This is a genomic window from Nocardia jiangxiensis NBRC 101359 (assembly GCF_000308615.1).
Lineage (GTDB): Bacteria > Actinomycetota > Actinomycetes > Mycobacteriales > Mycobacteriaceae > Nocardia > Nocardia jiangxiensis.
Window position 1 is genome coordinate 699981 of record NZ_BAGB01000041.1, and the last position, 12472, is coordinate 712452.

General features: G+C 66.5%; 15 protein-coding genes. 10 read left to right on the top strand and 5 right to left on the bottom strand.

All coding sequences use genetic code 11. The features are described from left to right. Positions 1–36: 36 nt before the first annotated feature. Together ON40_RS17360 and ON40_RS17365 are read right to left on the bottom strand one after the other, a co-directional pair. On the bottom strand, positions 37–1068 hold the full coding sequence (locus tag ON40_RS17360; protein ID WP_051193265.1) for a GlxA family transcriptional regulator: 1032 nt from the start codon (positions 1066–1068) through the stop codon (positions 37–39). A gap of 247 nt (positions 1069–1315) precedes the next feature. Then, on the bottom strand, positions 1316–2053 hold the full coding sequence (locus ON40_RS17365; RefSeq protein WP_040823619.1) for a VOC family protein: 738 nt from the start codon (positions 2051–2053) through the stop codon (positions 1316–1318). A gap of 186 nt (positions 2054–2239) precedes the next feature. Between ON40_RS17365 and ON40_RS17370 the strand changes: the two genes are divergently transcribed. Further along, entirely contained in the window at positions 2240–3508 is a 1269-nt protein-coding gene (locus ON40_RS17370; RefSeq protein WP_051193266.1) for an MFS transporter, read from the top strand. Here the strand turns inward: ON40_RS17370 and ON40_RS54610 are convergent. Next, on the bottom strand, positions 3490–3789 hold the full coding sequence (locus tag ON40_RS54610) for a DUF3099 domain-containing protein (protein ID WP_051193267.1): 300 nt from the start codon (positions 3787–3789) through the stop codon (positions 3490–3492). The two genes, ON40_RS17370 and ON40_RS54610, sit on opposite strands and share 19 nt — an antisense overlap. Before the next feature lie 308 nt (positions 3790–4097). On the opposite strand from ON40_RS54610, the gene ON40_RS17380 reads away from it, so the two are divergent. From ON40_RS17380 to ON40_RS17390, 3 genes are all read left to right on the top strand, one after another. Then, complete coding sequence (locus tag ON40_RS17380; protein ID WP_040824460.1) at positions 4098–4331, top strand: DUF3039 domain-containing protein; 234 nt, start codon at positions 4098–4100, stop codon at positions 4329–4331. Between the two features lie 502 nt (positions 4332–4833). Then, positions 4834–5067, top strand: coding sequence for a metallothionein (locus tag ON40_RS17385; protein ID WP_040823632.1), 234 nt, complete (start codon positions 4834–4836; stop codon positions 5065–5067). 156 nt (positions 5068–5223) lie between these two features. Next, a complete protein-coding gene (locus ON40_RS17390) occupies positions 5224–5889 on the top strand; it encodes a cupin domain-containing protein (protein WP_245567844.1) in 666 nt (221 codons plus the stop codon). Between the two features lie 120 nt (positions 5890–6009). Here the strand turns inward: ON40_RS17390 and ON40_RS17395 are convergent, their stop codons facing one another. After that, on the bottom strand, positions 6010–6699 hold the full coding sequence (locus tag ON40_RS17395) for an aquaporin (protein ID WP_083895699.1): 690 nt from the start codon (positions 6697–6699) through the stop codon (positions 6010–6012). Positions 6700–7012: 313 nt separating this feature from the next. Here ON40_RS17395 and ON40_RS17400 point away from each other — a divergent pair, with 313 nt between their 5' ends. The 5 genes from ON40_RS17400 to ON40_RS51880 all read left to right on the top strand — a co-directional run bounded on the left by ON40_RS17400 (position 7013) and on the right by ON40_RS51880 (position 9975). Further along, complete coding sequence (locus ON40_RS17400; protein ID WP_157186318.1) at positions 7013–7912, top strand: NAD(P)-dependent oxidoreductase; 900 nt, start codon at positions 7013–7015, stop codon at positions 7910–7912. Then, on the top strand, positions 7909–8550 hold the full coding sequence (locus ON40_RS17405) for a TetR/AcrR family transcriptional regulator (RefSeq protein ID WP_051193197.1): 642 nt from the start codon (positions 7909–7911) through the stop codon (positions 8548–8550). Before ON40_RS17400 ends, ON40_RS17405 begins: the two co-directional genes overlap by 4 nt. Before the next feature lie 187 nt (positions 8551–8737). Beyond that, positions 8738–9214 carry a Dps family protein gene (locus tag ON40_RS17410; RefSeq protein ID WP_040823638.1) on the top strand — a complete coding sequence of 159 codons (477 nt, stop codon included), beginning with the start codon at positions 8738–8740 and terminating at the stop codon, positions 9212–9214. After that, the gene (locus tag ON40_RS17415; RefSeq protein WP_040823640.1) at positions 9211–9639 is read left to right on the top strand and encodes a cupin domain-containing protein; all 429 of its coding nucleotides are present in this window, start codon (positions 9211–9213) and stop codon (positions 9637–9639) included. Before ON40_RS17410 ends, ON40_RS17415 begins: the two co-directional genes overlap by 4 nt. 30 nt (positions 9640–9669) lie before the next feature. Continuing rightward, positions 9670–9975 carry a hypothetical protein gene (locus ON40_RS51880; RefSeq protein WP_157186319.1) on the top strand — a complete coding sequence of 102 codons (306 nt, stop codon included), beginning with the start codon at positions 9670–9672 and terminating at the stop codon, positions 9973–9975. A 511-nt stretch (positions 9976–10486) separates the two neighbouring features. Here ON40_RS51880 and ON40_RS17420 read toward each other — a convergent pair. Then, positions 10487–11275: an IclR family transcriptional regulator domain-containing protein gene (locus tag ON40_RS17420; protein WP_040823643.1), complete on the bottom strand. Its 789-nt coding sequence runs from the start codon at positions 11273–11275 to the stop codon at positions 10487–10489. A gap of 201 nt (positions 11276–11476) precedes the next feature. On the opposite strand from ON40_RS17420, the gene ON40_RS17425 reads away from it, so the two are divergent. Then, on the top strand, positions 11477–12472 hold the full coding sequence (locus tag ON40_RS17425) for an ABC transporter substrate-binding protein (RefSeq protein WP_051193198.1): 996 nt from the start codon (positions 11477–11479) through the stop codon (positions 12470–12472).

Below are 12472 nucleotides of genomic sequence, written 5' to 3' on the forward strand. Positions count from 1 at the left end.
ACTGTGCCGGAAGCTCGCTCGCAGGTTGGCTCACATCTATGAGCCTGCCACAGGCCGCGATCCCATGGCGGGAACCTGTGCGATCTCACTCGTCCGGCGCGTCTCGACGCCCTGCACCGCACGAAACGTCCTGCGATAGGCCAACGGCGGCACACCCAGTTCGATGCGCATGTGATGTCGCAGCGAGGAGGCGGTGCCCATCCCGGCGGCGCGGGCCACCGCATCGATCGACAGATCGGTGGTCTCGAGCAGATGCCGCGCGTGCCGCAGGCGCTGCTGCAACAGCCATGCGCCCGGCGCCTGCCCGGTCTCGGATTTGAATCGCCGGGTGAAGGTGCGCACACTCATCCGCGCGTGCGCGGCCAAGGCGGCCAGATCCAGATCGCGATCGAGATGTCGCAGCATCCAGGCACGCGTGGGGGCGGTGCCGTCGGAGCCGTCGTCGGGAATGTGCCGGTCGATGAACTGTGACTGCCCGCCCTCGCGCCACGGCGGCACGACGCAGTAGCGGGCGGCGCGATTGGCGATCTCACTGCCGTGATCGGTGCGCATCAGATGCAGGCACAGATCCAGTCCGGCGGCCAAACCCGCTGCGGTGCAGATATTTCCGTCCTCGACGAACAGCAGGTTCTCGTCCAGCCGGACCCGCGGGAACAGCCGGCGGAAGTCCTCGGCGTGGGCCCAGTGCGTGGTGGCCCGGCGGTCGTCCAGCAGGCCCGCGGCCCCGAGGACGAACGCGCCGGTGCAGATCGACACGATGCGGGCGTCGTCCCGGATGCTCGCCAGCGCCTCGGCCACCTCGCCGGGCAGGGTGCCGTCCCGCCGGGCCTGTGGGAGCTGCGTTCCCGGGACTATCACGGTGTCCGCGGTAGCGAGCAGTTCCGGCCCGGCCTGCGGAACGATCGTGTAGCCCGCCGTGGACACCACACCTGCCGGATCCAGACCGCATACCTGTACGTCGTACAGCGGCGAACCGTCCGGCCCGTCCACCGAACGGAATACGGTCGGTGGAATCGTCATGTCGAACCCCACCACCGGAGCGAGCGCCAGCACGGCCACCGTGTGCACCGGACTCACCGAGATCTCCTCTCCCGCTTCGTCAGTGGCTTCGACCACGACTCCGGTATGCGGCCGAGACCACCTCGGTGCACACGGCGCGGGTGGTGACGCACTCGCTCGCGGCATCCCGCACGCTGTGGCCTCCGCCGAGCACCGCGAGCTGCGACGGCCACCACGAGATCATCGGACCGGCGCACGGATTCCGCCGCACGGGCACAGCTGTCTGCAAGCGCCGCAACGGGTTTCCCGTCCGGCATCACTGCTTCGCCCGCCCGGTGTACGGGTCGCGGTCGGTCAGGCAGTAGATCCCGCCCACGGGATCGCGCATGACCGTCCACGTGGCGCCTTCGCCGATCCGGCGCGCGCCGAGCCCCTGATGCCAGGCCGCGACGTCCTCGACGTCCGAGCAGGCCAGATCGAGATGCGCCGACGGCGCGCGGTCCTGCGTCAGGCGCTGGAGCAGGATGCGGATCGGCAGCCGATCCGGCACGGCCAGCCGGGTGAACTCGGGCTCGGAGGTCCCCGACAGGCCCCATCCGGTCAGCTCGGACCAGAAGCGGACCTCCTCGTCGAAGCCGCTCGGGCCGATGTCGAGGCAGATCTGGTCCAGGCGGCTGACCGATCCGCCCGCCGACGGCACGGGCGAGGGGACCTGCCGGCCGTTCTCGGTGGTCAGGCAGAACGCCAGTCCCTGTGGTGAGCGCATCAGCGCCCAGCTGCCGTGATCGGCGACGACACTCGCCCCGAGCGCCTGAGCACGTTGCGTGGCGGCAACCAGATCGTCGACGTCGAGGTCGAGATGTGCGCCGCCCGAATCGCCGACCGCCTGCATCCGCAGGCAGGGATCACCTTGCGCGGCAATGAGAGTCGCGAACTCGCCGTTCGCACCGCGACGTTCGGACAGGCGCGCGCCGGTCACGGTCGCCCAGAAGGCCGCCGCCTCGTCGAAGCGATCAGCCGGGCGATCGATGAACGCCCAATTCCATCGGATCACGGCATCCTCCCGAGATTGGCCAGATATTGACGGATTGTGGCATTCAGGCCACTCGTCCCGCAACCGCTTCTCCGGCACGCTCGTCGAGTGACCGAACTGCAGGACCCCACATCGGAATTCGGCCCCGGCCGGGACATCCCGGAACCTGGGCCGCGCGATGCCGCACCACCGTCCCGGCTCGCCCGGATGCCGGTTCATCCGGCCTGGTTCGTGGCCGTCGCGGCATTCGTGGCGTTGATCGGAGCGGCCGGATTCCGGTCGGTGCCCAGCGTGCTGATGGATCCGCTGCATCGGGAATTCGGCTGGTCGCACGGCACGATCGGGGCCGCGGTATCGCTGAACGTGCTGCTCTACGGAGTGATCTCCCCGTTCGCGGCGGCGCTGATGGATCGGTTCGGCATCCGGCGGGTGGTGGCCGGAGCGCTGGTGCTGGTGGCGGCGGGCAGCGGGCTGACGGTGTTCATGACCCGGCCGTGGCAGCTGATGGCGACCTGGGGGCTGCTGGTCGGAGTGGGTGTCGGCTCGATGTCGATGCCGTTCGTGGCGACCATCACCGGACGATGGTTCGTCCGGCATCGCGGGCTGGTCACCGGTGTGCTCACCGCGGCCGGAGCCACCGGGCAGCTGGTATTCCTGCCGCTGATCTCCGCGCTCGCCCAAGCGCACGGCTGGCGCACGCCGTCGCTGGTGGTCGCGGGCGCCGCACTGGCCGTGGTGCCACTGGTCCTGCTGTTGATCCGGGATTTCCCCAGCGATGTCGGCGTCACCGCCTACGGGGCCGAACCCGGCAGCCGGACCGGGGTGCGGACCGTCCTGCGCGGCGGCGCGGCGCGGGCGGTGACGGTGTTGTCCCGAGTCGCGCGCACACCCCAATTCTGGTTGCTGGCAGGTGGTTTCGCGGTGTGCGGCGCGTCGACCAACGGTCTGGTCGGCACCTACTTCGTCAGCGCGGCGCACGATCACGGTATGCCGCCCACCACCGCGGCCGGACTGCTCGCCACGGTCGGCATCTTCGATGTCGCCGGGACCATCGCCTCGGGGTGGCTCACCGATCGGATCGAATCCCGCTATCTGCTGATGACCTACTACGGGCTGCGCGGGCTGTCGCTGGTGATCCTGCCCTCGCTGCTCGCACCGGAAACCAAGCCGAGCATGTGGGTGTTCATCGTCTTCTACGGCCTGGACTGGATCGCGACAGTACCGCCCACGGTTGCCTTGTGCCGCAGGTATTTCGGCGACGACGGCCCGGTCGCGTTCGGCTGGGTGTTCGCCTCACATCAGATCGGCGCGGCCCTGGCCGCCACCGGTGCGGGCATCATCCGCGATATGCGCGGCAGCTACGACCTGGCCTGGTACATCGCGGGCGCGCTGTGCGCGATCGCGATGGTGATGTCCGGATTCATCCGTTCGAGGAATGCGGCGCTCGGCGCGCCTGCTCAGCCATCGATCGAATGATGGTGGTGCGACTCCAGAGCCTTGTGTTCGGCGCGACGACCGTCCCAGCGGCTCGGCTCGTCCTTGCGGCGCGGCGGCCGGTCGTTGGCGACGAGCACCGCGATCCACGGCAGCGGAACCGACACCCCGATGATGGCCAGCGAGATGAGCGCGTTGTGCCACAGCCCGTACGCGCCCGCGGCCAGGATCAGGCAGGGGATGCGGAACCCCATCAACAGCATGTAGCGGCGAACCCGGGCCCGATGCTGCTGTTCCAGCGACGGCGCGGCCTCGGTGATCAGGACCGGAGCGTCCGGTTTGGGTCCGCGGAAGAATCCGCTCTCGGCGCGGGGCGGCGGAGGCGGGACGGTACCGGCCGGAGGGATCTGCACTTCGGGATCGTGCTGTGCGGCGTCGCCCGCTTCGCCCGTGCGCCCCGCCTGGGCGCGGGTGTCACCACCATCGACCGGTCGGCCGGGGACTTCGGCATCGGGAGTTTCGCCGTCACGCTGCATACCTCCGAGTCTTCCACTCCCGAAGATCGGATGCACACGTGGTGATCGCGACCACCGAGCCGCGCTCCGATCACAGGATGCGGCATCATGGAAGGGTGAACACCGATACCCTCGTTCGCCCGGATTCGACCACCGACGAGACGACCGACAGCGACACCCCCAAGTTCTTCCACTACGTGAAGAAGGACAAGATCGCCGAGAGCGCCGTCATGGGCACCCATGTCGTGGCCCTCTGCGGCGAGGTGTTCCCCGTCACCCGCTCGGCCAAGCCCGGCTCCCCGGTCTGCCCGGACTGCAAGCGCGTCTACGAAATGATGAAGAAGGGCTAGCCGTTCTGGCTGGTCAATTGGTTGCGAACTACGGAACCAGGCCGCAGAGTGCCATTTTGGTGCCACTTTGAACGGGCTCAGCAGTTCTGTGGCACCAGGGTTGTCCATTGCCACCATGCGGCGGACGCCCTGGTGGATGTAGTGCCCCTGCGCCATCGACTTCATGCCGTCCGAGTGTCCTAGTCGCGTCGGGGTCGAGGCGAGCCACACCGACGACGCTGGTCGGCAGCCGATTAGAGAGCCTCCCACCGGGGTACCTGGGACCGATCCTGGCCGGGATCAAGCCCCCTCACCAGTCTCGAGCAGCCGATTACAGTGCGTTCGGCCGCGACGCCAATAGCTATCCACGCCGAGACCGGTGCCACGCCGCCGCGGGCTCGGTGGAATGCCGATGGCGTAGGCCGCAGCGTTCCGCGGGCGGCTCCGATCGAGAAGCGAGTTCGCACATGAGGCTCGCGTCATTTTCGATCGCCGAAAGGTAGCTGGGGCATACCATTGCCGAATGGCCCAATGTGAGGTTTGCGGCAACGAGTACACGATGGCATTCACGGTCGAGGCGCAGGGGGCCCGGCACGTATTCGACTGCTTCGAATGCGCTATTCACAGGCTGGCGCCTATCTGCGAGCACTGTCAGTGCCGGATCATCGGCCACGGTGTGGAGGCAGGCGGGCGCTTCTTCTGCTGCGCGCACTGCGCGTTGTCCGAAGGCGCCAAGGGGTTGGTCGACCATATTTGACGGGTGACGGCCCGTGACGCGACGGACGGGAAATGCCCGTGCTGCCGCACGATAGGCTTTGCCGGTCGAACACCTGCTCGCCGATGCATTGTCGGAAAGTCTTCTGCGGCAGAACGGAGCGACATGTCGGATGACCATTCTCAGGAACCGTCGGCAGTGAATCGGCGAACCGCTCTCGGCACGGGTGCTGCGGCGCTTGGCGGGGCCGCGCTGGGGGCGGGGCTGACCGCGGCCGCGGCGTGTGCGGACACCACGCACACCGCGCTGCCGAGCGCGAGCGACCTCGACGCCAATCTCAACACCTCCCCGCATCTGTTCCACCTCACCGCCGCTGATATGAACCGTTACGACGGCGGCACTCTGCAGGGCGCGCACGAACAGAACTTCCCGGTCCTGGCCGGGCAGAACGGCGCGGCCTACTTCGTGCGACTCGAGCCCGGCGGCGTCCGCGAACCGCACTGGCATCCCACCGCATGGGAACTCAACTACCACATCGCCGGCACCGCGAAATGGACTCTGCTGGGCACCCATCCGGACGGGAGCTATCACACCGACGTGTTCGAAGCCCATGCCGGAGATCTGGTCTTCGCCCCGCAAGGGTTCTTCCACTACTTCGAGAACGCCCGTACCGACGCCCCGCTGGAGTTGCTGATCGTGTTCAACACCAGTGCGCCCGAGATGAGCGACGACATCGGCCTGCTCGGCGCGGTGAATTCGATCCCACGGGAAATCACCGCCACGGTGCTCGGCGTTCCCGTCTCGACGCTGGCGGGAATTCCCACCGAGGTCAAACCGATCATCATTACGACCAGGCGCCACTGAGGCCCAGGACCGCGGCCGCATCGGAGCAGAACCGGGCAGAGCGTACGCGCAACGGCGAGCGGCGTCGCTGGTCGTCTTCGAGTTCTGTTCTCCCCGTGTGAGTTTCGGCGACCCGGCGGGTCAGGTGCCGCGGGGACGGAGCCATCGGAACACCAGCCCGGCTGCTCCCGCACCGGCGAGTTGGGCGGGCAGGTAGAGCAGTGTGGCGGGCGCGAACAGGTTCATCGTGATCGCACCCAGAACCACGGCCGGATTGAAGGCGCCACCGGATAGACCGCCGACGATGATCGCTCCCGCCGCGACGGTGGATCCGATCGCCAGGCCCTGGAACGGAGATCGCGATCCACCGGCGGTGACGTTGAGCACCACGTAGGCCAGCGCGAAGGTGAACAGGAATTCCACCGCAAGACAGTCGGCCAGCACCCGGCCGGTGGGGTCGATGTGATCCGGTGAGCGCGAGCCGACGACCGCCGAGACCGCCAGTGCGGCGACCAGTCCGGCCATCACCTGCGTGAGCCAGTAGGCGCAGGCAGCGCCGGGCCGGATCCTGCCGCCGATGAGCACCGCGAAGGTGACCGCGGGATTGTAATGGCCGCCGGAAATACGCTCGCCCGCATACACCATCACCATCAGCACGACTCCAGCGGCCAGCGGCGCCAGAACAGTTCCGCTGTGCGCGCTGGCACCGACGGCGAAGACCAGGAAGAACGTGCCGATCGCCTCGACGGCGAGTCTGCGGGCGGTGTCGAGCACCGGGTCCGCGGCGGGGATGTCGGCGCCGATCGTGTCTACGTTCGTCGCATCGGACATGAGATCACACCTTTCCAAAACTGACAGGCTCGTATATGTAGACGGTAGGCGGATCTACCCTTCTCGAGCTCAGAGCAAGCTATGTTTGCAGTTGCAGCGCGGTTACGGCGGCGGCGGCCACGTTACGTTCCCGTATCACTCCTGGCGCTATATAAAACTCTGAGTATCGTAATTGGCAGAGGTGCTGAACCGGAGCGCAGAAGCCCGGGGCAATCCGAGTAACCGCGATCACCCGGTCGGAGCCGCCGACACAACCGCGATCACCCAGTACGCACAAGATCGCACCGGCACCCCGGATGGAAAGGAAATACGTATGGCGACAATAGGTTTCGTTGGCCTGGGGGCTATGGGGAGTCGGTTCGTGCGCCGTCTGCTCGTCGGCAACACGGTGTGCGGTACCAACCGCACACCCGAGAAAGCCGCCGGGCTCGTCGCACGCGGCATGATCTGGCGGGACACACCACGGCATGTCACCCGTCCGGTGGACATCATTTTCACCATGGTGTCCGACGACACGGCCTTGCGAGCGGTCCACGAAGGCCCCGACGGCATCCTGGCCGGACTGCGCCACGGACAGATCGTCGTCGATATGAGCACGGTCGGCCCCGAGACCGTGGCCGAACTCGCCGACCGGGTCGAATCCCGGGGCGCTCAGATGGTCAGCGCGCCGGTGTCCGGCAGTGTGCCCGCCGCCGCCGAGGGCAGCCTGGTCATCCTCGCGGGCGGACCGTTCGACGCGGTCACCACAATCGAACCCCTGCTGTACCGCCTGGGCCGCCAGGTCGCCTACGTCGGAACCCGAACCCAGGCCCTGACACTGAAATTGGCGATGAACGTCGCCCTGGCCAACCAGGTCCTGGCCTTCAGCGAAGCGCTGATGCTGGCCGAGAAAGCCGGTATAGACCCCGCACAGGCCGCGGCCGTGATGACCGACAGCGTCATCGGATCACCCGCGCTGCAGACTCGCGCGCCGATGGCCCTGCACCTACCCCAGCGTGCGTGGTTCGATATGCGCGCCATGCGCAAGGACCTCGGCCTCGCCCGCGAGACCGCAGCTGGTCTCGGCATGCAGATGGCCACCGCCACCGCCGTCTCCGACGCCGTGGACATGGCCGTGGATCACGGATATGCCGACCGCGACCTGGCAGGACTGTACGCCGCCCTGCACGGCCGGATACCCGCCACCGACGGCCCTGTCCGGAGCCGGCCGTGACCGAGGCATCCACGACCGTGCGCCGCGGGCGGCCGCGCAACGAGCAAGCTCGCGAGGCGATCCTGGACGTGGCGATGGAGTCGTTGCTCGCCCACGGCGTCGCCGCCATGAACATGGACGCCGTGGCCGCGGCGGCCGGGGTCAGCAAGGCCACCATCTATCGCTGGTGGCCGAGCAAGGAAACACTCGCCATGGACGCCCTGTATCGGACATGGGAATCCGCTCCCATCGCACCCGACACCGGATCACTACGTGATGATCTGCGAAACCTGTTGTGGCCGTGGACAGAACTGATCGCCCGGCGCCCCTACGGCCGCGTCATCGCCGGACTACTCGGGCAAGTGGTCACCGACCCGGATTTCGCACTCACCTACCGCGCCCGCTTCCTGGACCAACGCCGCGATCACGGACGGATGATCCTGCAGCAAGCCATCGCCCGCGGCGAGATCCCCGCCCGCACACGCATCGAAACCGTCCTGGACATGCTGTACGGCCCGGTCTACCACCGGCTGATGCACGGTCACGCACCACTCGACCACATCTTCATCGACGGCGTCGTCGACATCGTCCTCGACGGCATCCACCCACGACCCGACCGGCAACCCCGTCACGAAACCACGGATTCGGAAACGCCCTGAGCAGGACACATGATGACCGAAGCATTGACGCCGACTTCCCGTGCCGCGAACCGATCACCACCGCTTCTCGCACGGACATCCCGCCTCGAATACCGACCGCCCGACACGTCGACGGCACCGTCCTCGACCACAACTGAATCGAAACATATTGGCCGACAACAATTTCTGATAGATCTAGGAGCACATCATGACAACCGTGCAATCCCCCGTCCGTTTCCGCGCCTCGACCGAACTCTCCGGGCACCTGCAGCGCGTCCTGGTCGATCTGATCGCGTTGCACCTCAACGGCAAACAAGCGCACTGGAACGTGGTGGGGCACAACTTCCGGGACCTGCACCTGCAACTCGACGAAATCGTCGACCTGGCACGCGAATACGGCGATACCATCGCCGAACGCATGCGCGCCCTGGACGCAGTACCCGATGGCCGCCCGACCACCGTGGCCGAAACAACCACACTGCCGCTGCTGCCGCCCGGTGAACAGAGCACGTTCGACACCGTCGACGCGCTCACCACACAACTGCGCGGGGCGGCCGCAACCGCACGCGAGGTCCACGACGACGTCGACGCCGAAGACCCCTCGACCGCCGACCTGCTGCACCAACTCATCGACGCGCTCGAAAAGCAGGCATGGATGCTCAGCTCGGAAAACCGTGTGCAATGAACGATGATTTCGTACCTCAGACGAACAATTCTCGGCAGGTCTTCGATGTATTCGCCGAGATCGGCAAGCTGCCCGAGACGTCCGAGTCGATGCTGACCGACGTATATTTCAGCGACTTTCCCGAGGTCAGCAGCCGGATCTTCCGGATCTACCGCACCCTTCCGTTGCATTACCACAAAGACTGTGACGAGCACCTGTACGTGGTCGAGGGCGAAGGAGTATTCCATCTCGACGGTACCGAAACCCAGGCGCGTCCTGGAATGTTCCTGCGCTTCGCCCGTACCCAGATCCACGGATTCCCGCAGATCATCACACACCCCTTTGTCGTGTTGTCCATCGATGTGCCACGGCGGCGACCCGACGACATCGTGTTCGTCGATCCCGAAGACGGCGACGCCCGAAGTTTCATGGCCCGAAACAATTAGTCGTTCACCGAGTTCCGGAAAGGCAAAGAGATGACCGAGCAAACTCACAGACCTACCGCAGGTAGGCGGTTCACCGCGATCACGCTGGCAGGGATAGCGACAGCAATTCCGGTGATCGCGATCCTTGCGCCCATGGCCACGCCGAGCCCGGGCATGGTGCACGCCGACCGACTGTGGGGACAGGTCGAGCAGTACAGCGCCTCAGCACCCCTGCAGCTCTGGGCGCCATCGGCCTGTGGCAACGGTGACTGCCGCAATGACGGCCAGTACAACAACCCCGATGCGACAACATCCGCACCGGCAACGACCATGGGTGCGGCAACAGCGATCCGATAGCGACAACGAGCAGCTCCGATGCGCGAGCACCGGTCGAGCCCCAGAACGCCACCAGCGCCCGGTCCCGATGCGAACCCAGCCGAGCGAACAGGTCGTCGAATCACGAATCCGGAATACTGCGAGGCATCCTCGACACCAGCCGCGGCCGATACTGCCCGGACCGCTCCCCGCGTACACGGCTGCATCGGATTGTGATGCGCATGCGCACGACCTGCGCGACTGCGCTTGCGGGACAACGGAAACGGATTCACCAGCGGGCCAGTGCCGACCTCGCGATGGAACTCATAGCTTCGCAGCACCGTCTCCTTCCTGGGTGGCAAGGCATTTCGCCTTGCCACCTTGCCAGTCCACGAGATCAACTCACACAAGATTCCGTACACGCCCGCCGGTAATGCACCGGGTTCTCATTGACGCACTGTTCCTTGCGACGACGAAGTTGTCCGCTTCGTCGCAGACATGGCCGGGGACTCGCCCCCGCGACGGACGCGCTGCGGGCGCCCCGACGTGCGGATCACGGGCCCTCGACCAGGTGCAGGTCCGCCTCGATTGCGGCAGCGCATTCCTGCAGCCGTGGCACCATGTCGCGTAGTTGTTCGAGGCTGCGCATTCCGGCACTCACAGCGATATTGGCCGCGGCGATGACCGCGCCCGCCTGGTCGCGCACCGGTACGGCGACTGCTCGCAGACTGCTGTTCAGCTCCTGGTCCGCGAGACAGAAACCACTCGCCCGAACCACCTCGACAATGGCGCGGAGCTCGGCCGCGTTACGGACCGTGCGGTCGGTCAGCGGCTGGAGGTCGACGCGGCCGAGGTACTCCTCGAATGCCCGTTCGTCCAGTCCGGCCAGCAGGACGCGCCCCATCGCCGTCGCATAGGCCGGGAATCTCGAACCCACGTTGATGGACACGGTGATCACGCCGTTGGTCGGCACGCGCGCGACGTGCACCACGTGGTCACCGTCCAGAACCGACAGGGCCGTGGTTTCGTGCACGTCGCGCATCAGTTGCTCGAGGTGCGGCCCGGCGATCTGCGGCGTGGACAGACCTCGCAGGTAGGCGTGGCCGAGTTCGAGCACCTTCGGCGTGAGCGCGAAGAGTGTCCCCTCACTGCGCACATAGCCGAGCTTCAGCAGCGTCAGCAGCGAGCGCCGCACCGCGGCGCGCGACCACCCGGTCACTCTGGCGACATCGCTGAGCGAGCGGGTCGGGTAATCCGCGTCGAATGCCTTGATCACTTCCAGCCCGCGCGCCAGCGCCTGGACGAAATCCGCGTCACCCGGCGCGTCCTCGAGCTGCTCCATTCCCTGTCTCCCGTCCCAGTGCGGTTGCGGCGACCACTTTCGCACATCCGGCGGACTCGTCCGCCAGCCGGATGCACTGATAAGTGTACGCACAGCGAACACTTGTGCGTGCGACTAGCGCACAGCTGTACAGAAATGTATGGTCTCGGAGAACACCCACTCGGCCTCGGACTTTCCGGGCCTCGATCAAGTGGAGGAACGATGGAGTTCCCTGCCCTGCGCCGAAGAACAGTTCTCGCCGCCGCAGCCGCACTGACGTTGACGCTCACCGCCTGCGGCGGTCACATCCCGAGCGGACTGGATCCCACACCGCAGAAACCCGTGACCGTGCAGGCCGGATTCATCCCGGTCATCGATGTCGCAGCGCTCTACCTGGGTGATAAGCAGGGTTTCTTCGCCAACCGCGGCATCAAGCTGAAGATCAACACATCGCAGGGCGGCGCCGCACTGGTGCCGCCGGTGATCACCGGCCAGTATCAGTTCGCGTTCAGCAACATCGTCTCGGTGCTCACCGCCCGCAGCCAGGGCCTTCCGCTGAAGGTGATCGCCGCGGGCTCGAGTTCGACCGGCGTCGCGGGCAAGGACGTGTCGATGATCCGGGTCCCGCAGAACAGCCCTATCAGGTCGGCCGCCGATCTCGTGGGCAAGAAGGTCAGCGTCAACACGCTCAACAACCTGCTGCAGATGCTGGGCCAGGTGTCGGTCGCCGCCGCACATGCCGACCCGGACTCGGTCAAGTTCGTCGAACTGCCCTTCCCGGACGCGGTGACGGCACTGGGCAACGGCCGCATCGACGCGATGGTGACCGCGGAGCCGTTCGACACCATCGCCGCGAACGCGAATACCCGGACGATCGCCTCGCCCTATCTGGACATGTCGAAAAGCGGTCTGACCAGCTCGGTGTACTTCACCTCCGAGCAGCAGTTGAAGCAGAACCCCAAGCTGTTCACCGCGCTCGGGGCCGCCATCGACGAGTCACTGACCTACGCCGGTAGCCATCCCGACGAGACGCGAGCGCAGCTGTCCTCGTTCATGAAGATCGACCCGGCCGTCGCGGCGAAGGTCACCCTGCCTTCCTTCGCGCCGCAGATCTCACGGGCTTCGGTCGAAGCGTTCGTCTCCGCAGCCGAGCAGTTCCATCTGATCACCGAAAACGTGTCCTACAACGACCTGGTCTGGTCGGGAGTGGCGAAATAA

Bases quoted from the DNA above. Each gene is read 5' to 3' on its own strand.
- ON40_RS17370 (WP_051193266.1), top strand. From the start codon at position 2,240: ATGCCGGTTCATCCGGCCTGGTTCGTGGCCGTCGCGGCATTCGTGGCG.
- ON40_RS17385 (WP_040823632.1), top strand. From the start codon at position 4,834: ATGGCCCAATGTGAGGTTTGCGGCAACGAGTACACGATGGCATTCACG.
- ON40_RS17395 (WP_083895699.1), bottom strand. From the start codon at position 6,699: ATGTCCGATGCGACGAACGTAGACACGATCGGCGCCGACATCCCCGCC.
- ON40_RS17400 (WP_157186318.1), top strand. From the start codon at position 7,013: ATGGCGACAATAGGTTTCGTTGGCCTGGGGGCTATGGGGAGTCGGTTC.
- ON40_RS17410 (WP_040823638.1), top strand. From the start codon at position 8,738: ATGACAACCGTGCAATCCCCCGTCCGTTTCCGCGCCTCGACCGAACTC.
- ON40_RS17415 (WP_040823640.1), top strand. From the start codon at position 9,211: ATGAACGATGATTTCGTACCTCAGACGAACAATTCTCGGCAGGTCTTC.
- ON40_RS51880 (WP_157186319.1), top strand. From the start codon at position 9,670: ATGACCGAGCAAACTCACAGACCTACCGCAGGTAGGCGGTTCACCGCG.
- ON40_RS17420 (WP_040823643.1), bottom strand. From the start codon at position 11,275: ATGGAGCAGCTCGAGGACGCGCCGGGTGACGCGGATTTCGTCCAGGCG.
- ON40_RS17425 (WP_051193198.1), top strand. From the start codon at position 11,477: ATGGAGTTCCCTGCCCTGCGCCGAAGAACAGTTCTCGCCGCCGCAGCC.